Below are 21303 nucleotides of genomic sequence, written 5' to 3'. Positions count from 1 at the left end.
GTGTCTGCCGGCCCGGCATGCCGTGTCGGGCACTACGGCACCCCGTGTTGGGCACTACGGCACTCTGTGTCGGCCGATCGGACACCCCGTGTCGGCCTGCGTAGCCGTCACCCGCCACCGATCCACGCCCTGGATGCCGGAAGTGTGTCTTGACGCGAGGATCATCCGTTCGGTGGCATCCTGAGGTTCGACACCGCCGAGGACACGGGAGGTCGGCTTGCGAACGATCGGACTGCTGGGTGGCATGAGCTGGGTGAGCAGCGCCGAGTACTACAGGCTGCTGAACGAACGTACGAGCGACGTGCTCGGCACGCCCCATTCCGCGCCGTGCGTGCTGTACTCGGTGGACTTCGCCGAGATCGAGCGGATGCAGGCCGACGGGCGGTGGGACGAGGCCGCCGTCCTGCTCGGCGACGCCGCCCGTGCGGTCCGGTCGGCAGGCGCCGAGCTGCTGGTGCTGTGCACCAACACCATGCACAAGGTCGCGGACGAGATCCAGGCGGTGATCGACATCCCGCTGCTGCATCTCGCCGACGTGACGGCCCGTGCCGTGCTGGACGCCGGTATCACCAGGGTGGGGCTGCTCGGGACCGCCTACACCATGGAGCAGGACTACTACCGCGCCCGTGTCGAGCGGCACGGCCTGGAGGTGCTCGTGCCCGGCGCGGACGACCGGGCCACGGTGCACAGGATCATTTTCGACGAGCTGGTCAACGGCACGATCTCGGAGGCGTCCCGCCGGACCTACCAGGAGATCATCGCCGGGCTCGGCGAAGCCGGCGCGGAAGGAGTGATCCTCGGCTGCACCGAGATCGAGCTGTTGATCGGCCGTTCCGACAGCCCGCTGCCGACCTTCCCCACCACCCGCCTGCACGTCGACGCCGCGATCGCGGCGGCACTCGACGAGCGCACGGGAGCCGCGCAGTCCTGAGCCCCGCGGACCACCGCCCGCCGCTGACGCGCCCCTCGGTAGCCCGGCGCCGGGCGCGGCCTACGACTTCCACCGGTTTCCGATCCTGATCGTGCAACAACTAGGTTGCACATCATCCGTCGATGTGCAACTGTATAGTTGCACATCTTGCGCCGAGTGAAGGAGTAGCTGTGAACGCAGATCGGATCGAACGCGACATACTGATCGGGGCCCCGGTGGAGCGGGTCTGGCCGCTGGTGGCCGAACCCGGGTTCTGGGCGGCTGACGAGGCGAACCTGTCCGGCGCGATGGCCGAGGAAGGCGAAGTGACGGTCGTCAAGCACACCGAGCACGGCGAATTTCCGGTGCGTGTGGAGAAGGTGGAGCCACCGACATACGTGGCGTATCGCTGGGTGAGTGCGTTCCCCGGGGAAGCGCTGCGCGAGGACAACAGCACCCTTGTGGAGTTCACGTTGACCGCGGAGGGCGACAAGACCCGGCTACGCGTGGTGGAGAGCGGGTTCGCGTCACTGAACACGTCGGAGGACAACCGCCAGAACGTGATCAAAGATCACGCCAACGGTTGGCCACAGTGTCTCGATGCATTGAAGACGCGCGCCGAGCAGTCCCGGGTGTGATGGAGGAACGTGACGACACTGTGGAAACCGTCGACAGCGTGCTCGCTGCGCTGTCGGACCCGCGAAGGCGGCAGTTGCTCGACTTGCTCGCCGAACAGGGGGAGGCCACCGCGACGACCCTCGCCGAGCGACTCCCCGTCTCCCGGCAGGCGGTGGTCAAGCACCTCGCGACCCTCGACGCCGCTGGACTGGTCTCGGTAAGCCGGGTCGGACGCGAGGTGCGGTACGCGATCCGGACGGCAGGTGTGAACGCGACAGCCCAGTGGATGGCCGCGCTCGCGGACGACTGGGACCGGCGACTGGCGAAGATCAAGCGTGTCGCCGAGGCGGCCGAACGAGATTCACGCTCGCCACGACACGACTGACAAGGACGATGCACGCGATGGATACGACAGCACTTCGCGGTTCTTATGACAGGTTGCTCGATGTGGCCGCGATCCCGGATCTCGGCGATGCCGCCGACGGAGGATGGAACGCCGATCAGATCCTGGCCCACATCCTCAGTGTCGATGCCGGGATCGCCTCGGTCGCACTCGGTGTCGTCTCGGGCGCACGCCCCGCCTTCGACAACCGGATCTCCCTCGACACCTGGAATCTCGACCGGATCATCGCCGAGCACTCCGGCAGGGTGGAACTCATCGATCACGTACGGAGCCAGGCCACCGTCCTGTGTGACATCGCCGACCAACTCCACGACACAGCCGCCGCTGTTCTGGTGCCTTCGTTCCTGCTGTCCAACGATGCGCTCGTGCTGGACCAGCCGATCCCGCTCGCCGACCTCATCGATGGTCTCGCCGAGAACCACGTACCCGCGCACACCCGACAACTCCTCGACCTTCGAGTTCCCGGGAACACCTGAGGTCGGCGAAACGAGTCATCCTGTCCGGCGAGGAGGGCGTTGTTCGTCCTGTCGGATCCGGAGTACGTGCGGTGGCGCGATCCGGTGACGGATGGTGTCAAGCCCGCGACGCGAATGCTGCGCGAGCTACTCATTGAGCCCTTCGGCCTGCCGTGAGTCGCGGGCGCGATCCCCGTCAGCCGGAAGGGGAGAGCACAACGACGGGTATCTCGCGGTCGGTCTTGCGCTGGTAGGCGCGGTAACGGTCGTTGTTGACCTCGTTGACGATCTCCCACAGCCGCGCGTAGTCCTCGTCTGCGGGGTACACCGGCCGGGCGGTGACGGGGATCCGGTCGCGCCCGACCTGGATCTCGCACTGCGGGTTCGCGGTGAGGTTGTGCAGCCACGCCGGTGCCTTGCGCGCACCCCCGTTGGAGGCGGTGATCAGGTAGCGGTCCCCGTCGGAGGCGTAGGTCAGCGCGGACGTGCGCGTCTGGCCCGTGCGGCGCCCGGTGCAGCGCAGCAGCAGTGAGGGCGGCATGCCCGGCACGTGGTGGCCGAGGCGACCGCCGCTGCGCTCGTAGATGAGCTGGTGCAGGGCCAGCGTCCTGACGAAGGTCTTGGTCAGCAGCTTGTCCATCGCCGCCGAGTTTACGCGCCAGTAGGTAAGGCTGTTGCGGCTAGCTCGACGTGCCGTTGATCAGGAGGCGCACCGAGAGCTCGAGGCGCTGGTGCACGTCGGAGGCCGAGGCGCGCCTGCTGACCCATGCGATGAGGTTGGCCATCCACACATCGGCGATGAGGTGAAAGATCGCCCGATCGTGTTCGGTGGGCTCCTTCTTGCCCATGGCGGTGGCGAACATGTCCTCCATCAGCCCGCCGACCAGCTCGACCTCGGCTGCCGCCGTGGTGTCGGCGAACATGAACGCGCGCACCATCGCCTCGGTCAGATGCGGGTCCCGCTGCAAGGCACGCGTGGTCTTGCCGAGCACGAAGACCAGCCGGTCCCCCGGGGTGTCCCCGGGGATCGTCGTGCGTTCGAGTTTGTCCCTCGTCTGCTGGAACTCGCGCGCGAGCCCGGCGACCAGCAGGTGCACCTTGGACGGGAAGTACCGGTACAGGGTGCCCAGTGCGACCTCGGCCTTGTCGGCGACCGCGCGCATCTGCACGGCGTTGTAGCCACCGCTGGCGGCCAGTGCGAGCGTCGCGTCGATGATGCGCTTGCGCCGGTCGCGCTGCGCCGGTGACCCGGGTTCCTCACCTTTCGGGGTGGGAATCTCGGAGGATTGTGGATTGGCCTTGGGCGGCACGGGATGTTCCCCCTTGCGCGACGTCAGGAGCGTTCCGTGCTCAGGATACAACCACGGAACCTGTTTCAGTGTCAGTGGTCGGCGGCGGTTCGTTGATCATCGGTGATGGCAGGACGGGATATCGACCATGCACTATAACATGTTCTAGTATCGTGTGGCGGGAACAACGTATGTGGAGGAACTGTGCCGCTCGCCATCACGGATACCCAGCAGGCCCTGGCCTCATCGGTGCGCGACTGGACCGCGCGTACCGGCACGCTCGACGCGGTACGCGCCGCTGAGGGGCGCGGAGTCACCCCGGACTCCTCCGGCAGCGGCTGGCACGACCTCGCCGCGATCGGTGTGCTCGGCATCGCCGTGCGCTCCGAGCTCGGTGGTGCGGGCGGCGCGGTCACCGACGCCGCCGCTGCCCTCGAGGAGGCCGCCGCGGGTCTGGCACCCGGCCCGGTGCTGCCCACCGCGCTCGCTGCGCTCCTGCTCGACCGCGCCGGAGGTCCGGCAGCGACCAAGGAGATCACCCCGCAGCTGGCCGCGGGTGAGGCCCACGCGGGCGTGGCGCTCGAACCGACCGGCGTCACCGCGCGACGTGCGCACGGGGGCGGGTTGGTCGTCTCCGGCGAGGCCGGGATCGTGTTCGGCGCCGACTCGGGTGCCCACCTGGTGCTTTCCGCGGACGTGGACGGCGCGCCGACGTGGTTCGTGCTCGCGCCAGGCCGGGAGGGAGTGACCGTGCGGCCGTGCACGCCGGTGGACTTCTCCAGGACGGCGGCGCGGGTGCGGCTCGACGAGGTCGCGGTACCCGCGGACGCGATCCTGGACACCCTCTCCACCGGGCACGTCCGCGACACCGCGGCCACCCTGGCGAGCGCGGAAGCCTCCGGCATCGCCAGGTGGTGCGTGCGCACGGCGAGCGAGTACGCGACCACCCGTGAACAGTTCGGCCGACCCATCGGGTCGTTCCAGGCCGTCAAGCACCTGTGTGCGACCGCGCTGTGCCGCGCGGAACAGGCGACGGCACTGGCCTGGGACGCGGCACGGGCCGCTGAGGCGGCTGGCGAGCAGGCCGCCGAGGAGCGCGCCGCCGGTCAGCACGCCTTCGCCGCGGCCGCGGCCGCCGCCTACGCCCCGGACGCGGCTGTCGACAACGCCAAGGACTGTATCCAGGTGCTCGGCGGTATCGGCTTCACCTGGGAGCACGACGCGCACCTGTACCTGCGCCGCGCGCTGGCGCTGCGCCAGATGCTCGGCGGTACCGGGACCTGGCGCGGCAGGCTGGCCGGGCTGGCCGGGGACGGCCACCGGCGTGGGGTGGCGCTGGAGGAGACCGAGTGGGACGCCGGGGCCGAGGAGATGGCCGAGCAGCGTGCGCGGGTGCGCGAGGTGGTTTCCGGCATCGCCGCGCTGCCGCCGGAGCGGCGCAGGGACGAGCTGGTCGACTCCGGCTACCTGGTGCCGCACTGGCCGAGGCCGTACGGCCTGGACGCCTCACCCGCGCTGCAGCTGGCGATCGACGAGGAGCTGGAGCGGGCGGGCGTCGCGCGCCCCGAGCTGGTGATCGGGGCATGGGCGGCCCCGACGATCCTGGCGCACGGCACCGAACGGCAGGCGGAGCGGTTCGTCGGCCCGACGTTGCGTGGCGAGATCACCTGGTGCCAGCTGTTCAGCGAGCCGGGGGCAGGCTCGGACCTGGCTGCGCTGCGGACCACGGCCACCCGGGTCGACGGCGGCTGGGTCCTCGACGGGCAGAAGGTGTGGACGTCGGTGGCGCACGAGGCTGACTGGGCGATCTGCCTGGCCCGCACGGATCCCGAAGCCCCGAAACACAAGGGCATCACGTACTTCCTGGTGGACATGCGCTCGGACGGGATCGAGACGCGGCCGCTCAGGGAGATCACCGGCGACTCGAGATTCAACGAGGTCTTCCTCACCGAAGTGTTCGTGCCCGATGACGCGGTGGTCGGCGAACCGGGTCAGGGATGGAAGCTCGCGCGCACCACGCTTGCCAACGAGCGTGTCGCGATGTCCGGCGGCTCGTCCCTCGGCGACGGGCTCGAGCAGCTGGTCGCGCGGCGCGACGGCTTGTCGGACGACGAGGTCGGTGGCCTGGTCGCGCAGGGCCACGCGTGTGCGGTGCTGGACGCGCGTTCCACCCTGCGCAGCCTCGGTGGGCACGGTGGCGGCGCCGAGTCCAGCGTGCGCAAGCTGGTCGGCGTGTGGCACCGGCAGGCGATAGCCGAGGCCGCGCTCGGCGAGCTGGGCACCGAGGGCGCCGTCGTGACCGAGGACGGCGAGGACGTCGTGCACGAGTTCCTGCTCAGCCGGTGCCTGAGCATCGCGGGCGGGACGACGCAGGTGCTGCTCAACGTGGCAGCGGAACGCCTGCTCGGCCTACCGCGCGACTGACTGCCCGGTCCCCTCTGCGGCAGGCGGCGCCTGGACTCGCTGGGCCGTGTAGGTCCACTCCAGGAAGCGCTGCACCCCGCGCACCACGTGCGCGCTGCGGATCGACGGGAAGATGTCGAAGGCGTGCTGGGCGCCCGGCACCTCCGCGTAGGCCACGGGCCGGTGCGAGGTCGCGCGGAGCTTGTCCACGAACACCCGCGCGTCGGCGACGGGGATCAGCGAGTCGTGCTCGCCGTGCAGCACGAAGAACGGCGGTGCGTCCGGGTTGATGCGGTGCAGCGGTGAGGCGGCGAGGTAGGTGTCCAACTCGGTCTCGGCGTCCTTGCCGACCACGTAGCGTTCCAGTACGGACCGGCGCATCGCCTTCGCTGCCTGGGAGCCGGACTGTGCCGCGAAGTCGTAGGCCCCGTAGTGCGGCACGCAGGCCTGCACGCTGGTGTCCACGTCATCGAACCCTGGCTGCCATGCGGGGTCGTTCGGTGTCAGCGCCAGCAACGACGCCAGGTGGCCGCCTGCCGAGCCGCCGGTGACGGCCACGAACGACGGGTCGCCACCGTAGTCGGCGATGGTGCTCTTGACCCAGGCGAGAGCCTGCTTGATCGCGACGATGTGCGCGGGCCACCGCGCGCGGGGAGACAGCGGGTAGTTGACGGAGACGCACACCCACCCGCGCTTGGCCATGTGCAACATCAGGGGCAGGCCCTGCTGGTCCTTGTTGCCAACCATCCACGCGCCGCCGTGGATCTGCAGCAGGACGGGGCGGTTCCGGTGCGGCGCACGCGGCCGGTAGACGTCCAGCAGGTAGCGCTTGCCCCCGTGCGCGTAGGCGATGTCGCGAGTCCGCCGCACTTCCGGCGAGCGCATGCGAAACGGCATCATCAGCTGGTCGAGGGGCAGGCTCAGGTCGGACGGGTGACTGGGCGGGCTGAGCTGGTCCTTGTACCCCGGGCCGAGCGCGCTCACCAGCGCGTCCTCGACGGTGTCCCGGGCCCGGTGCGCGGAGGACATCAGCGCGACCAGTCCCGCGGCCGAGGCTGCGGACAGCGCGAGGCCGATCCGGTCCCGCCTGCCCCTGCGGGCGAGGTGGATCGCGGTGTCGGCACAGTTCGCGGCCAGCAGGTGCGGGGCCAGCTCGGAGGTGAGCCAGCCTGCGAAGAAGCTGGGGATGGCCGTCGTCTTGCCACGCAGCGGGCGAAGGGCGTTCGCGGTGAGCGCGAGCTGAGCCGCGCGCCGGGTGCGGAAGGAAGGACCCATGCGACGAGGATAGCGTGAGACGTACCGCTCACCCCGACGCGGGATAGAACATGTTTCAGTTTTGTCTTAGGGTTCCGTCATGCAGCGACTCACCGGGCTCGACGCGAGCTTCCTTTATCTCGAGACGTCCTCGCAGTTGCTCCATGTGTGTGCTCTGATCACGCTGGATACCTCGACGATCCCCGGTGGGTACTCCTACGAGCGCTTCAAGGGGATGCTCGTCGAGCGCATCGCGCGGCTGCCGGTGTTCCGGCGCAAGCTGTACTCCTCCTGGCTCAATGTGGACCATCCCGTCTGGGTCGAGGACGAGGGGTTCGACGCCGAGCGGCATGTGCACCGGATCGCGGTGCCGCCGCCGGGTGGTGACGCCGAGCTCGCCGAGCTGTGCGCGCACATCGCGGGGCAGCCGATGGACCGTGCCCGCCCGCTGTGGGAGGTCCATGTGGTCGAGGGCATCCCGGACGGCTCGGTCGCGATCGTGATGAAGATGCATCACGCCAGCGTGGACGGGGTGAGCGGGGCGAACCTGCTGTCGTACCTTGCCGGGCTCGAGCCGGACGCGCCGCTGCCGGAGGTGCCGGACGATCATGAGGCGAACCCGCCCCGCCCCGGCACGGTCGAGCTGGTGGGTGACGGCCTGCGATCCGTGGCGCGGCGACCGCTCGACGCGTTGCGGATGGTTCCGGAGCTGGCCGGGCTCGCACCCGGCTTCGTGGTGCGCTCGCTGCGCGGCAAGGGCATGCGGCTGCCGTTCACGGCACCGCGGACCCCGTTCAACGCGACGATCACCGGGCACAGGAGCGTCTCCTACGTCCAGCTGGACCTGGATGAGGTGAAGCGGGTCAAGAACGCCTTCGAGGTCACCGTCAATGACGTGGTGCTCGCGGTGTGCGCAGGCGCGTTGCGACGGTACCTGCTCGAACGCGACGCCTTGCCCGGCAAGGCGCTGCTGGCATCCGTGCCCGTGTCGGTGCGCGGCAGGAGCAGGGGCGAGACGGGCATGAACAAGGTGTCGGCGTTCTTCGCCTCGCTGCCGACGGACCTCGACGAGCCCGGGCAGCGGTTGCGCGCGCTGAGCGAGACCACCGCGCTCGCCAAGGATCACCACTACACCGTTCCCGCCGACCTGCTGCAGGACTGGGCACAGTTCGCGGGCCCGGCGACGTTCGGGTCCGCGGTGCGTACTTACTCCGCGCTACGGCTCGCGGAGAAGCATCCGGTGGTGCACAACCTGGTGATCTCGAACGTCCCCGGGCCACCGATGCCGATCTACCTGCTCGGCGCGCGGGTCACCGGGATGTACCCGTTCGGCCCCGTCTTCCACGGATGCGGGCTCAACGTGACCGCGCTGTCGGTGTCGGGCACGGTCAATATCGGGTTGCTCGCGGCGCGGGAACTGGTGCCGGACGTCTCGTCGCTGTCCAGCGCGATGCGTGAGGAGCTGGACACGCTGCTCGACCTCGCGGCCCGCTGAGGAGGCTGCCCGGATAGCCACGGCCCGGGCGGGCGTACGGCGCGCGGGCGGCGGTCGCGATGCACGCGGTCGTCACGATTCGTCTCACATTATTGGAGCAATATCCCAGGATGTGACACGATATGCGCACAGCGCGTGCGGAGGGAGCGGGTTCGTGGCGGAGCGGGCGGAGACCGTGTACACGCACGGGCACCACGAGTCGGTGCTGCGTGCACACCGGTGGCGCACGGCGGAGAACTCCGCCGGTTACCTACTCGGGCACCTCGAGTCCGGGATGTCGTTGCTCGACGTCGGCTGCGGACCCGGGACGATCACGGCCGACCTTGCCGCCGTCGTCGCGCCGGGCCGCGTGACCGCGCTGGAACGGACCGAGGATGCGCTCCGTCAGGGACGTGACGAGGCCACGCGCAGGGGGCAGGGCACAATCGACTTCGTCCTCGGCGATGTGCACGACCTCGAGTTCGCCGACGGGAGCTTCGACGTCGTGCACGCGCACCAGGTGCTGCAGCACGTCGGGGACCCGGTTCGCGCGCTGCGCGAGATGCGACGGGTATGCCGGCCGGGCGGGCTCGTGGCAGCCCGGGAGAGTGACTACGCCGCGTTCGCCTGGTACCCGGAGCTCGCGGAACTGGACGAGTGGCTGACGCTGTACCGCGGGCTGGCGCGTGCGAACGGTGGAGAACCGGACGCCGGTAGGCGGCTGCGCTCCTGGGCGCTGCGCTCGGGGCTGGACGGGGTCACCGCGACGACGTCGACCTGGTGTTTCGCCACATCCCAGGACCGCAGATGGTGGGCGGACGCGTGGTCGGAACGGATCCTGCACTCGGCGCTGGCCGAGCAGGCGCTGGAGTCCGGCCTGGCCACGGCCGACGGTTTGCGCCGGATCTCGGATGGCTGGCAGCGGTGGGCCGCCTCCGAGGACGGCTGGATGTCCCTGCTGCACGCGGAGATCGTGGCCCGCGTGCGATGACATGATTTCGGCGAGTTCTCCATTCAGGTGATCTCGCCGTGTTCGAAGCCGGTGAGCACGAGTGCGACCCGTACGCGGGTTCCGGTTCGGTGGGGGCTGGATGTGGAGCCTCCACATTCGCTCCCTCCGGCTACAACCGGGTCGATCTCGCTGAGATCACCTCGGTGGGGTGATCTCGTGTTACTGGTCGAGGAATTCACGGACTCAGCCTATAGGTCCCGGAATGGCAATTCGATGCGATCTGGAAATGCCGGTCTTTCTGTGTTGCAAATGGTGTATATCGCCTCGGGATCGCTTGTGCGATTTCGGCTCGGGCTGTCCCTGACCCTGTGAGTCGAACCAGACAGATCGACTATGCACGGGGACGTTCATGTCGGAGCAGTATCGCGGACAGCGTCGATGTCGAGTCATCGCTTGACTGCCCGCATACAGGCACCCTGACGACGCGTCGAATGGCGCGTGATTCGGGAACCACGCCTGACCTGACGCATACCCTTTCCGTCCCTTTCCGTCATCACCGCAGCGGACTGTGCTGCCGTGCCCGGCGCGGAGTTCAGCAGCGTCACCCAATACGGTGGATCCCACGAGTGCTCCCTTGACGAGACCACTCATATGGCCGCGAGCGAGCTCGGTACTGCTGGGCTGATGAGTTCATAATGTAACGAAGTGATCGCGCTGTTTGGCTGCGATGTTTGCTGGGCTCCTATGGTGGGTATCAGCGAATTGTCGTACCGCCCATGACCCCGGCGGATGTTGAGTAGAGCCGGGAGTTGGGATGCGGTTTTCAGTAGCCGACGACACGCCGAGTGCTTCGGTTCCGTGGGAGCGGCGGGTGCTGCTGCGCGTGCGTGGCGGCGACCGGGGTGCTCTGGGTGAGCTGTTCGATCAGTTCAGCGCGACGGTCTACGGGGTCGCGTACGGAATCGTGGGCGACCGTGACGTTGCCGCAGCCATCACCGAGACGGTCTTCCTCGGGGCGTGGCGCCATCCGGACACGGTCGCCGCCGCGATCGACAACGGTGGGCTGCGGTGCGCCCTGGCTGCGCTGTCCAGGGCTGAGGCGCTGCAGTGGCGACGTGAGTACGGGCTGCGTTCGCGACACGCTCCGCGGATACACACGGCTTCGCGCAACGGGCGCCGTGCCGATCACACGGAGTGGGCCCGTGCCGAGGTGATGCGGTCGCGGACGGTCGTCTGCCTGACGTCTCTTCCTGGCGGCGAGCGCGAGGTAGTCGAAGCAGTGGCATTCGGCGGTGACACCGTGGCCGAGGCGGCCACCAGGGTGGGCATCCCGGTCGAGGAGGCTGCCACCCGACTGACCAGCGCGTTGCGGCGCATGTCCGCACAGCTGCGTTCCCCGGCGACGGTGTCTCCGGGAGGTGCCAAGGCATGACGCCGATCCAGGCCCCACAGCGGCCCTCGAAGCGGACCACTGAGTTCGCCGAACTGGCCCGCAGCGTCGAGCGGGCCGGATTGCTTGATCGACGGCGCGGCTATTACATCGTGCGCATCGCCGTGAACCTGCTGGTGTTGGCCGGGGGAGGTGCGGTCTTCCTGCTGGTCGGCGACTCGTGGTGGCGACCGGTGACGGCGGCGTTTCTCGCGGTGGTGTTCACCCGGTATCGACGACAGCCAGTGCGGGCTGCTGCGCTCCTATGGGCACGTGCTGCACCACCTGCACGCGCTCGGCGCACCCATCCGCGCGGCGGCATAGCTGCGAACCCTGTCTGAAGATCTAGATTCACGTTCTGCATGGAGGCGTCATGCGCATCAGATCAACGCTGCTCACCACCGTCGTCGCGGGGATGCTGTTCGGGCTGACCGCCTGCGGCGGTGCGAACGACGAACAAACCGAGCCGCAGACAACGGCACCGACGACGGCCGCCCCGGAGGAGACCACCGAAAGCGACGGGACGACCGAGGCGGCCGCGGAGCCTGCCGAGATCGGGATCAAGGACTTCGAGTTCACCCTGCCCGATTCGGTGGCTCCGGGCGCGGAGATCACGGTGACGAACGAGGACAACGCCGCGCACACGGTGACCGCGACCGAGCAAGGCGACTTCGACACCGAGATCCAGGGCGGCGAGACCGCGACCTTCACCGCGCCGTCCGAGCCCGGCAGTTACCCCCTCGAATGCACCTTCCACCCCAGCATGACGGGCACTCTGGTCGTCGAATGAGCACCTGCCCAGGGCTGACCACCGGATCGAGACCACTTGACCGGATGACTCCCCGCTGCCGCGCGCGATCCTTGCCGAAGTTGATCTCGACTTCGGCCGCCCTACGGGTAGCGGCGTTTCAGTGATCTACGCAGAGAAGGAGTTACCGGCAAAACAACACCAATCCGGGTTCGGCAGCGTCTCGAACGACGAACGGGAGGGTGTTGTGAACACGGACCTCACCGAGGGTGGGGAGTCCGCGAGCGGGGGTGCACGTGCCTCGCTCAAGCAATCGATGTGAGGAGTTATCGATGCAAACCCCGATTCTACGGCCGTTGGCGATCGCCGGGACGTTGAGTCTCGGCCTGCTCTTCCCGGGGGCCGCGATGGCACAGGATGATTCGGAATCGTTTCAAACGACGCTGGAGGCGGTGAACGATTCGGGCGGTTCCGGGCAGGCGTCGCTGCAGTTCGACGGTGACCAGGCCACGGTGACGGTGAGCTACTCGGGTCTGGCCGAGGAGTTCCAGGACGGCCCGTTCCCGCATGCCCAGCACATCCATATCGCCGGTCAGGGTGAGTGCCCGGATGCCTCGTTCGACGAGAACGGTGACGGTGTGGTGTCCACCCCTGAAGGGCAACCCGCTTACGGTGAGGTCGGCACGGCGTTGACCACCGAGGGCGAGACCGGCGCCGACTCCGCCTTGGCGGTGGAGCGCTTCCCCGGTGGGCCGAGCGCTGACTACGAGCGCACGTTCGAGTTGAACCAGGACTCGGCCGATTCGGTGCGGCATGGCACCGGTGTGATCGTGGTGCACGGGCTGGACCCGTCCACGCTGAGTGATGAAGCCGCTGAGGCGGACAGCCCGCTGGACGACTCGTTGCCGCTGGCCGCGACCGCTCCCGCGCTGTGTGGTGCCCTGAGCACCTCGCAGATGGAGGCCACGCCTGAAGGTGGCGTGGACACCGGCGGTGGCAGCACCGCAGGCATCGAGAACGAGTGGTTGATCGGCCTGGGCGGGCTGACCCTGGTCGGCGCTGCCGGTGCCGGTGCGCTGGCGATGCGCCGGCGCGAATCGGGCGAGCAGAACTGAGCACGCCCATCACCGGTGAACGATCGATGTCGTGCCGATGAGTGAGTCGACACCGACCACGGGTGGCCACCGCCGCGGCAGGACCGCCGCGGCGGTGGCACTCGTGCTGGCCGTACTCGGCGGGATCATGATCGCGGTGTCCGTGGCGAGCCAGGAATCTCCGCCGCCGCTACCCGGCGACACCGCCGGGTCTGCGAGCCAGTCGCGGTCCTCGGCCCCGCCCGAAGCGCCCGCGACGGGCGGGGCCGAGCCGGACATCGACGGGCCGGTGCTGGAGCCGTCGGAGCCGGTGGCGCTATCCATCCCTGCCATCGACGTGCGCTCGCCGTTGCTGCACCTGGGACTGCGCGATGACCGGACGTTGCAGGTGCCGCCGGAAGAACCGGACTCGAAGGCGGGCTGGTTCGACCGGTCCCCGACCCCGGGCGAAGCCGGACCGTCGATCCTGCTCGGGCATGTCGACTCAGCCGAGCACGGGCCCGCGGTGTTCTTCGAACTCACCAAGCTGGCGGAGGGCGACAAGGTCATCGTGGACCGGGCCGACGGCACCACCGCGGTGTTCCGGGTCGACCGCACCGAGCGCTACGTCAAAAACGAGTTCCCCACCCACGAGGTGTACGGCAACATCGACCACGCAGGACTGCGCCTGATCACCTGCGGCGGCGAATTCGACCTCGACGAAGGTAGCTACGAAGACAACATCGTCACCTACGCCACTCTCGAATCCAGCCACCCGACCGAATAGCGCGGACGCGGGTGCGGAGGTCAGGACGACAGAATCAACGAGCCGAATCGGGTGGCGTGAACCCTTCGGATCGCGGTTCTCGCCGGTCGCGCGGCAGGTTCGACCGGGAACCGGCGCCGTCGTATTCGGACGGGGACGCGACGAAACCACGACGAGCCGGATGTGGGCATGACGGGAAGCACCCGCGAACCAAAACGTCCGACGAGCGGCGACGAACTACAGATGGTACGTGTTTTCTCGAACTGGACGCCTCGGAGGCTGACATGACTACCAGTGGCCGGCAGAACATCGCGTTGTGGGGATTGGCGGGGATTACGGCCGCCGGACTTGTGATCGATGCCGTGATCCACTTCCGGCTCGCGTCGGACTACCAGGCGGCGTGGCCGGACGGCATCGGTGGCGGCACGATCTTCCGAATCCAAGCCGCCGTCGCCTTACTCGCCGCGCTTTACGTGCTCGTCCGCAGAAGCCGGCCATCGTTCGCGGTCGCTTTCCTGGTCGCGGTCAGCGCGTTCGGCGCGGTGCTGCTCTATCGCTACGTCGACGTGCCACAGCTGGGTCCGATCCCCGCGATGTACGAACCGATCTGGTTCTTCGAGAAGAGCCTGAGCGCTGTCGCGGAAGGCATCGCCGCGCTGACCGCCGCGATCGGTGTGGCCGTGGGCACCCGGTCCGCCGCGCATCGCGTGTCCGGACGACGCTGACTCGCGTCAACCTGCATCGACACTATGGGGTGCGACTCGAGCGCGCCAACTTGTTGGCGCTACATTCCTGCCACAGAATCTGTATATGAACCGGAGCAGTCTCCGCTGGACAACTCTTCGCGTGATTGACTCATGAGGTGATTGACATGGCGCAGCGTAGTTCGATACAGCTGGTCGCGCTCGCCGTCGGCGTGGTATTTCTGCTCGTCGGTATCCTGGGGTTCGTACCGGGAATCACGACCGGCTATGACGAGCTCTCATTCGCCGGGCACGATTCCGAGGCCATGTTGCTGGGACTGTTCCAGGTTTCGATCCTGCACAACCTGGTGCATCTGGCTTTCGGCGTGGCCGGGGTGGCTCTAGCGCGCACCGTGCGCAGCTCCGGGATGTTTCTCATCGCCGGCGGGGCGATCTACCTGGTGCTGTGGATCTATGGCCTGATCATCGACCTGGACAGCACGGCCAACTTCGTACCGCTGAACACCGCGGACAACTGGCTGCACCTCGTCCTCGGTGTCGGCATGATTGGCGCAGGCGTGGCATTGCGCGGACAGATACCGGCAGCCCGTCGCGCCTGACGCGGCACCCCTGCCACCGCACTTGCGTGGCCTGGCGCGATACGCGGCCGCTACCTCCTGGCAACTTTCCCGGCTCAGGTTAGCGCGAGCAACTCGATCGGACCGGTGGTCGGCTGCTGCGAGCCGCCTTCCGGCTCGGCGGTCAGCCCGACATGCCGCACGCCCGCTACGGAGTCGGCCACGACCGATGACGTAGGCCGCAGCGACATTCCCGCCGAGTGCCTACCGTGCGGGGTGATCAGCCACAGCTGATAGGCGTGCTCCGACGCGGGCACAAGCATACGATGCGACACGAATGCCAGCTTGCCCTTGTCGTCGGACATCATGACCGTCGCGGACATGTCGCCCCTGATCGGCAGGCATCGAAGCGCACGTGTGCGTGCCCGTGCACGCCCGCACACGCACCCGGTCGGCGAGGGGCCGCCCGGTGACGAGCCGCCGTCCGGCTCCGAGGTGTGACCGAGCGCACCGTGGTTGCGAACATCCGGCCTTGGGGATAAAACTAGAACAAGTTATAGTTATTGCCGATCCGGATGCGAGCAGGCGGCATTCGCCCCACGACTACGCGCGAGGAGTCATGGACTTCAGCCTCGACGAGAACCAGCGAGCCATCGCCGACCTCGCGGCCGACGTGCTGGCCAAGGAGGGCGCGGGCGAGCCGCTCGCGCACGATGCCCGGCAGGACTCCGGGACGCGGTACCAGGAGCACGTGTGGGCGGCGATGGCCAAGGTCGGCCTGCTCGGCCTGGCGCTGCCCACCGAGCTGGACGGGGACGGTCTCGGTGTCGCCGAGATCGCGGTGGTGCTCGCCGAGGTGGGCAAGGCAGGCGCGCGGGTGCCCGCGCTCGCGACCCTGGCGCTCGGAGTGCTGCCGGTCGCCTCGCACGGCACCGCGGAGCAGCGCGGGGCGCTGCTTCCGGACGTCGCAGCCGGGAACGCCCTGCTGACCGCTGCGGTGTCCGAGGTCGGCACACCGCTTGCCACATTGCCGGGCACGGTGGCCCGCCCCGGCGGTTCCGGGTGGCGGCTGAGCGGGCGCAAGGTCGCCGTACCGTACGCCGGGCACGCGAGCCGGATCCTGGTACCGGCCAGCCTCGCGGACGGCACCGGTGTGTTCCTCGTGGACCCGCACGCCGGTGGCGTGACCGTGACACCGACCCCCACCGCGTCGGGAGCGCCGGAGTGCACCGTCGATCTCGACGACGTGGAAGTATCCGCCGCGGATCTGCTCGGCGGGGACACGTCCGGAGCGGCGGCCCGCGCGCTGCGGGAGTTCGCCGTCGTCGGTGCGGTGTCCGCCGGGGACGGTGCGCTGGCAGGGGTGCTGGATCTGACCACCGAGCACGTACGTACCCGCCACCAGTTCGGCAAGCCGCTCGCCACGTTCCAGGCCGTCGCGCAGCAGATGGCCGACGTCTACATCGCCGTGCGCACGGTGCACCTCGCGGCGGTCTCGGCAGCGTGGCGGCTCGGTGCGGGGCGGAACGCCGAGGCCGATCTCGACCTCGCGGCGTACTGGCTCACCGCGGAGGCGCTGCCCGCTGTACGTACCTGCCATCACCTGCACGGCGGCGTCGGGGTGGACGTCACCTACCCGCTGCACCGGCACTACTCCGAGCTCAAGGACCTCACCCGCCTGCTCGGCGGGCACCGCAACCAACTGCACGCGTTCGGCGCGGGCGCGGGGAGCTGACGCGAATGCGGATCGAACTGACCGACGAGCAGCGCAAGCTGCAACAACGGCTGCGCGAGTACTTCAACGGGCTGATGACCGATGAGGAGCGCGCCGCGATGCTCACCGAGCGGCACGGGCCGGTGTTCCGTGAGCTGGTGCGCAGGATGGGACGCGACGGCTGGCTCGGTGTCGGGTGGCCGAAGGAGTACGGCGGGCACGGTTTCGGCCCGGTGGAGCAGCAGATCTTCGTCAACGAGGCGGCACGGGCCGACGTGCAGCTGCCTTCGGTGACCCTGCAGACCGTCGGCCCGACCCTGCAGACCTACGGCACGCCCGAGCAGAAGGAGCGTTTCCTGCCCGCCATCCTCGCGGGCGAGGTGCACTTCGCGATCGGCTACTCCGAGCCGGAGGCGGGCACCGACCTCGCCGCGTTGCGCACCACCGCGGTACGCGACGGCGACTCCGACGATGCCGACTACATCGTCAACGGGCAGAAGATCTTCACGACCGGGGCGCACGACGCCGACTACATCTGGCTCGCGGTGCGTACCGACCCGCAGGCACCCAAGCACAAGGGCATCTCGATCCTCATCGTCGACACCCGCGACCCCGGCTACAGCTGGACGCCGATCATCACCTGCGACGGGGCGCATCACGTCAACGCGACCTACTTCTCGGATGTGCGGGTTCCGGCGAGCATGCGCGTCGGCGAGGAGAACCGGGGCTGGCAACTGATCACGACCCAGCTCAACCACGAGCGGGTCATGCTCGGCCCGGCCGGGCGGCTCGCCGCGCTGTACGACCGGGTGCACGCCTGGGCGGCCCAGCGTTCCACCCCGATGGGGACACCGCTGCTGGAGTGCTCCGACGTCGCCGACGCGCTCGCCGAGACGCGTGCCGCGCTGCGCATCAACGAGCTGCTGAACTGGCAGGTCGCCTCGGCCGGAGCCGGCACAGCCGACAAGCCTGTCGATGTCGCCGACGCCTCGGCGACGAAGGTCTTCGGCTCCGACCGCATCCAGCGGCTGGGCGGCCTTCTCGAGGAAGTCGTCGCGCGGCACGGTGACCCGTCCGACCCGGAGACGGCCGAGCTGGCGACCTGGCTCGATGTGCAGGCCAAACGGAACCTGGTGCTGACGTTCGGAGGTGGCGTGAACGAGATCCAGCGGGAGCTGATCGCGATGACCGGACTCGGCCTGCCGAGGGTGCCGCGATGACGGGAACCATGGACAGCGACATCGCGGCGACCGTCCACGAGAAAGCCGAGCGGATCGCGGCCGGAGGCGGGTCGAAGCCCCGGCCGGCCAGGGACCCCGTCAACACGGCGATGATCAACAATTGGGTCGAGGCGATGGGTGACGACAATCCCGTCTACACCGACCCGGAGTTCGCGGCGAGCTCGGTGCACGGCGGCCTGGTCGCCCCGCCTGCCATGGCGCAGGTGTGGACGATGAACGGCCTGCACGGCCAGCGAGCCGAGGACGACCCGCTCGGCGCGATGATGGCCGCGCTGGACGAGGCGGGGTTCACCTCTGTGGTGGCCACCAACTCCGAGCAGACCTACCACCGTTACCTCAGCCCCGGCGAGCACGTCTCGGCGAGTACCGAGCTGGACGGCGTGGTCGGTCCGAAGCGGACCGCGCTCGGCGAGGGTTTCTTCGTCACCACGCGCACCAGCTGGCTCGTCGGCGACGAGGTCGTGGCGGAGATGACGTTCAAGGTGCTGAAGTTCCGGCCGGCGGGCAGTGACGACGGGACCGCAGGCGATGCCGGTGCGGCACCGTGGCAAGGCCCCTCCGGGCGCGTGGTCGACGCCTCGGAACGCGCGGCGGGCGTGCTGCGCCCGGTGATCTCGGCCGACACGGAGTTCTTCTGGGCAGGCACGCGGGTCGGTGAGCTGCGCATCCAGCGATGGGGTGACACCCTCCGGCACCCGCCCGGGCCGGTGGATCCCGGAGGATCGATGGAGGCCACGCCCGACTACGTCGTCGCGGCCGGGCACGGCACCGTGTACAGCTACGTCGTGCACCACAACCCGCCGGTGCCCGGTAAGCAACTGCCGTTCGTCGTCGCGCTCGTCGAGCTCGACGAAGGGGTCCGGGTGCTCGGCGAGCTGATCGACGCCGATCCGGGAGAGGTGTCGATCGGTATGCCGGTCCGTGCCGTGTTCCTGCGTGTGGACGAGGAACTGACCCTGCCCGCGTGGGAGGTGGCCCGATGACGGGGACGAGTACGGTTTCCGCTTCGCAGGTGTCCATCGGTACCGAACTGCCGCAGCTGCGCATCGAGGTGACCCCGACGTTCGTGATCAGCACCGCGCTGGCCACACGCGACTTCCAGGACGTGCACCACGACCGCGATCTCGCGCAGCAGCGCGGCTCGAAGGACATCTTCCTGAACATCCTCACCGACACCGGCCTCGTGCAGCGGTTCGTCACGGACTGGGCCGGGCCGGAGGCGCTGGTGCGGTCGGTGAACATCAGGCTCGGGGTGCCCTGCTACGCACACGACACGCTGACGTTCTCCGGCCGGGTCGCCGAGCGGGTCGAGGTGGACGGCGAGCAGCGGTTCGTGATCGAGGTCAGCGGGCAGTCCAGCCTCGGCGAGCACGTCGCCGGCACGGTACAGATCGCGCTACCGGAGGTGACAACGTGACGCTGGCGGGTAAGGCGGCGATCGCCGGGATCGGGGCGACGGAGTTCTCCAAGGACTCCGGGCGTAGCGAGCTTCGGCTGGCCTGCGAGGCCGTGCGCGGGGCGCTCGACGACGCTGGACTGGCACCATCCGATGTGGATGGCATGGTGACATTCACGATGGATGCCAACGCCGAGATCGCGGTGGCACGCGAGCTCGGCGTCGGAGAGCTGAGCTTCTTCAGCCGGGTGCACTACGGGGGAGGCGCGGCGGCGGCGACGGTGCAGCAGGCCGCGATGGCTGTGGCCACGGGCGCGGCCGACGTGGTGGTGGCCTACCGGGCGTTCAACGAACGCTCCGGGCAACGGTTCGGCCAGGTGTCCAGCGCGGCAGCCCAGCAGGTCAATTCCTCCGGTGTGGACAACAGCTTCCACTACCCGGCAGGTATCGCCACCCCGGCGGCGACCGTGGCGATGGCCGCGCAGCGGTACCTGTACGAGTACGGCGCGACCACCGAGGACTTCGGCAGGGTCGCGGTGGTCGACCGCAAGCACGCGGCCACCAACCCGAACGCCTGGTTCCACGGCAAGCCCATCAGCCTGGATGATCACCAGGCCTCCCGCTGGATCGCGGAGCCGCTCCGGCTGCTGGACTGCTGCCAGGAGACCGACGGCGGGATCGCCTTGGTGATCACCAGCGCGGAGCGGGCGAAGGACCTGCCGCACACGCCCGTGCAAGTCGCGGCGGCCGCGCAGGGCAGCGGCACCGGCCAGTACGTGATGACCAGCTACTATCGCGACGAGCTGGCGGCACTGCCGGAGATGAGCGTGGTCGGCAGGCAGCTGTGGGAACAGTCCGGTCTCAGCCACTCCGATGTGGACGTCGCGGTGCTCTACGACCACTTCACCCCGTACGTGCTGCTGCAGCTGGAGGAGCTGGGCTTCTGCGGCAGGGGTGAGGCGAAGGACTTCATCGCCGGTGACACCCTCGAGCTGCACGGCAAGCTCCCCCTCAACCCGCACGGGGGCCAGCTCGGGGAGGCTTACCTGCACGGGATGAACGGCATCGCCGAAGGTGTCCGCCAGGTCCGGGGTAGCGCGGCCAACCAGGTCCCCGGCGCGCGCAACGTGCTGGTCACCGCGGGCACCGGCGTACCGACGAGCGGGCTGGTGCTCGGCGACTACGGGTAGTCACCACCCGATTGCCGGGTGTGTATGACCGGGGAGTCCTGGGAACCTGTCGGGTGCTGATGGAGCTACCCGGAGGGCACCCGCCTCATGGACGCACCGGATCCCGTCCTGTGGATGCTGAGCGCGTACTTCCTGGTGATCGCGGCGCCGAGCGCGTACCGCCTGGTGGCGGCGCACCCGGGTGCACCCCCGCGGCATGAGGTCGACCGCGGCGACGAGGTCGCCGAGGTGCTCATGGCGCTCGGGATGTTCGCGATGGTCTCGCCCGTCGGCGGCCCGATACCGCATGCGGGCTGGGAAGCGGTGTTCGTGGTCGCGGCCGTATGGCTGGCAGCGCGGTGGTTCCGCCTGCTGCGTGCGCGCGCGGGACCCGGCTGCGGGCACGGACACGTGCGGTCCCAGTGCGGCCATCACGCCGTCGGCACCGCGGTGATGTTCTACATGTTCGCCGGCATGGCGGGTGACGGGCATGCCGGGCACGACACGCAACCGTGGCTCGTCCTCGCAGGGCACGAGGGTTCCCTCGTGCTGACGCCGCTGGCGGTGGCGGCAGCGACCTACTTCCTTGTCGACATCGTGCTGTGCGGGGTGCGCTGCGTGCGCGGGCGCGGCGGCAACGGCTCGCACCGGCCGCCTGCGCCCGCGCTGTTCAGCAGCGGGGTACGGGAGTCGTCCCGGGCAGCGATGAACGTCGCGATGGCCGGGATGCTGCTGGCGATGGCCTGAC

24 protein-coding genes are annotated in these 21303 nt (G+C 69.0%); 20 read left to right on the top strand and 4 right to left on the bottom strand.

The genetic code is table 11. From position 1 onward, the window contains the following. The first annotated feature begins 217 nt into the window (after nt 1-217). The 4 genes from H0B56_RS15965 (at nt 218) to H0B56_RS15950 (ending at nt 2407) form a co-directional block, all read left to right on the top strand. Nucleotides 218-931, top strand: a complete 714-nt coding sequence (locus H0B56_RS15965) for an aspartate/glutamate racemase family protein (RefSeq protein WP_180893851.1) — start codon at nt 218-220, stop codon at nt 929-931. A 170-nt stretch (nt 932-1101) separates the two neighbouring features. After that, nucleotides 1102-1548, top strand: coding sequence for an SRPBCC domain-containing protein (locus tag H0B56_RS15960; RefSeq protein WP_180893850.1), 447 nt, complete (start codon nt 1102-1104; stop codon nt 1546-1548). Continuing rightward, a complete protein-coding gene (locus H0B56_RS15955; protein WP_180893897.1) occupies nt 1548-1913 on the top strand; it encodes an ArsR/SmtB family transcription factor in 366 nt (121 codons plus the stop codon). The genes H0B56_RS15960 and H0B56_RS15955 overlap by 1 nt, the downstream gene beginning before the upstream one ends. 17 nt (nt 1914-1930) lie before the next feature. After that, a complete protein-coding gene (locus H0B56_RS15950) occupies nt 1931-2407 on the top strand; it encodes a hypothetical protein (protein WP_180893849.1) in 477 nt (158 codons plus the stop codon). 175 nt (nt 2408-2582) lie between these two features. On the opposite strand, the gene H0B56_RS15945 is transcribed toward H0B56_RS15950, so the two are convergent. After that, the gene (locus H0B56_RS15945; protein ID WP_180893848.1) at nt 2583-3026 is read right to left on the bottom strand and encodes a nitroreductase family deazaflavin-dependent oxidoreductase; all 444 of its coding nucleotides are present in this window, start codon (nt 3024-3026) and stop codon (nt 2583-2585) included. Between the two features lie 40 nt (nt 3027-3066). Further along, entirely contained in the window at nt 3067-3696 is a 630-nt protein-coding gene (kstR, locus tag H0B56_RS15940) for a cholesterol catabolism transcriptional regulator KstR (protein WP_180893847.1), read from the bottom strand. Nucleotides 3697-3879: 183 nt separating this feature from the next. Here kstR and H0B56_RS15935 point away from each other — a divergent pair, with 183 nt between their 5' ends. Next, nucleotides 3880-6099: an acyl-CoA dehydrogenase family protein gene (locus tag H0B56_RS15935; protein ID WP_180893846.1), complete on the top strand. Its 2220-nt coding sequence runs from the start codon at nt 3880-3882 to the stop codon at nt 6097-6099. Here H0B56_RS15935 and H0B56_RS15930 read toward each other — a convergent pair. Then, entirely contained in the window at nt 6085-7353 is a 1269-nt protein-coding gene (locus H0B56_RS15930) for an alpha/beta hydrolase (protein WP_180893845.1), read from the bottom strand. The genes H0B56_RS15935 and H0B56_RS15930 overlap by 15 nt on opposite strands. Before the next feature lie 79 nt (nt 7354-7432). Between H0B56_RS15930 and H0B56_RS15925 the strand changes: the two genes are divergently transcribed. The 9 genes from H0B56_RS15925 (at nt 7433) to H0B56_RS15885 (ending at nt 15077) form a co-directional block, all read left to right on the top strand. Beyond that, entirely contained in the window at nt 7433-8827 is a 1395-nt protein-coding gene (locus H0B56_RS15925) for a WS/DGAT/MGAT family O-acyltransferase (RefSeq protein ID WP_180893844.1), read from the top strand. A gap of 154 nt (nt 8828-8981) precedes the next feature. Continuing rightward, on the top strand, nt 8982-9797 hold the full coding sequence (locus H0B56_RS15920) for a methyltransferase domain-containing protein (protein ID WP_180893843.1): 816 nt from the start codon (nt 8982-8984) through the stop codon (nt 9795-9797). Between the two features lie 775 nt (nt 9798-10572). After that, nucleotides 10573-11190, top strand: coding sequence for an RNA polymerase sigma factor (locus H0B56_RS15915; protein ID WP_180893842.1), 618 nt, complete (start codon nt 10573-10575; stop codon nt 11188-11190). Next, nucleotides 11187-11528, top strand: coding sequence for a hypothetical protein (locus H0B56_RS15910; RefSeq protein ID WP_180893841.1), 342 nt, complete (start codon nt 11187-11189; stop codon nt 11526-11528). Before H0B56_RS15915 ends, H0B56_RS15910 begins: the two co-directional genes overlap by 4 nt. A gap of 32 nt (nt 11529-11560) precedes the next feature. Continuing rightward, on the top strand, nt 11561-11977 hold the full coding sequence (locus tag H0B56_RS15905) for a cupredoxin domain-containing protein (protein WP_180893840.1): 417 nt from the start codon (nt 11561-11563) through the stop codon (nt 11975-11977). 290 nt (nt 11978-12267) lie between these two features. Beyond that, the gene (locus tag H0B56_RS15900) at nt 12268-13050 is read left to right on the top strand and encodes a hypothetical protein (protein ID WP_246361217.1); all 783 of its coding nucleotides are present in this window, start codon (nt 12268-12270) and stop codon (nt 13048-13050) included. A 37-nt stretch (nt 13051-13087) separates the two neighbouring features. Next, nucleotides 13088-13795 (top strand): class F sortase, encoded by a 708-nt coding sequence (locus tag H0B56_RS15895; protein ID WP_180893839.1) that lies wholly within the window; start codon nt 13088-13090, stop codon nt 13793-13795. A gap of 263 nt (nt 13796-14058) precedes the next feature. Beyond that, complete coding sequence (locus tag H0B56_RS15890) at nt 14059-14499, top strand: hypothetical protein (protein WP_219632795.1); 441 nt, start codon at nt 14059-14061, stop codon at nt 14497-14499. 146 nt (nt 14500-14645) lie between these two features. After that, nucleotides 14646-15077, top strand: coding sequence for a DUF4383 domain-containing protein (locus H0B56_RS15885; protein WP_180893838.1), 432 nt, complete (start codon nt 14646-14648; stop codon nt 15075-15077). Between the two features lie 74 nt (nt 15078-15151). Here H0B56_RS15885 and H0B56_RS15880 read toward each other — a convergent pair whose 3' ends face one another. Beyond that, on the bottom strand, nt 15152-15418 hold the full coding sequence (locus tag H0B56_RS15880; RefSeq protein ID WP_180893837.1) for an anti-sigma factor: 267 nt from the start codon (nt 15416-15418) through the stop codon (nt 15152-15154). Between the two features lie 236 nt (nt 15419-15654). Here H0B56_RS15880 and H0B56_RS15875 point away from each other — a divergent pair, with 236 nt between their 5' ends. The 6 genes from H0B56_RS15875 to H0B56_RS15850 all read left to right on the top strand — a co-directional run bounded on the left by H0B56_RS15875 (nt 15655) and on the right by H0B56_RS15850 (nt 21302). Beyond that, nucleotides 15655-16770: an acyl-CoA dehydrogenase family protein gene (locus H0B56_RS15875; protein WP_180893836.1), complete on the top strand. Its 1116-nt coding sequence runs from the start codon at nt 15655-15657 to the stop codon at nt 16768-16770. Nucleotides 16771-16775: 5 nt separating this feature from the next. After that, complete coding sequence (locus H0B56_RS15870; protein WP_180893835.1) at nt 16776-17969, top strand: acyl-CoA dehydrogenase family protein; 1194 nt, start codon at nt 16776-16778, stop codon at nt 17967-17969. Beyond that, nucleotides 17966-18973 carry a bifunctional MaoC family dehydratase N-terminal/OB-fold nucleic acid binding domain-containing protein gene (locus H0B56_RS15865; RefSeq protein WP_246361216.1) on the top strand — a complete coding sequence of 336 codons (1008 nt, stop codon included), beginning with the start codon at nt 17966-17968 and terminating at the stop codon, nt 18971-18973. Before H0B56_RS15870 ends, H0B56_RS15865 begins: the two co-directional genes overlap by 4 nt. After that, nucleotides 18970-19407 carry a MaoC family dehydratase gene (locus tag H0B56_RS15860; RefSeq protein WP_180893834.1) on the top strand — a complete coding sequence of 146 codons (438 nt, stop codon included), beginning with the start codon at nt 18970-18972 and terminating at the stop codon, nt 19405-19407. Before H0B56_RS15865 ends, H0B56_RS15860 begins: the two co-directional genes overlap by 4 nt. Continuing rightward, a complete protein-coding gene (locus tag H0B56_RS15855; RefSeq protein WP_180893833.1) occupies nt 19404-20576 on the top strand; it encodes a thiolase C-terminal domain-containing protein in 1173 nt (390 codons plus the stop codon). Before H0B56_RS15860 ends, H0B56_RS15855 begins: the two co-directional genes overlap by 4 nt. Before the next feature lie 87 nt (nt 20577-20663). After that, the gene (locus tag H0B56_RS15850) at nt 20664-21302 is read left to right on the top strand and encodes a DUF5134 domain-containing protein (protein WP_180893832.1); all 639 of its coding nucleotides are present in this window, start codon (nt 20664-20666) and stop codon (nt 21300-21302) included. The last annotated feature ends 1 nt before the right edge of the window (nt 21303 follow it).

Source organism: Haloechinothrix aidingensis, from assembly GCF_013450155.1.
Taxonomy (GTDB): domain Bacteria; phylum Actinomycetota; class Actinomycetes; order Mycobacteriales; family Pseudonocardiaceae; genus Haloechinothrix; species Haloechinothrix aidingensis.
Note: the sequence above shows the minus strand (reverse complement) of the source record. Positions and strands in the feature narration are given on the sequence as shown.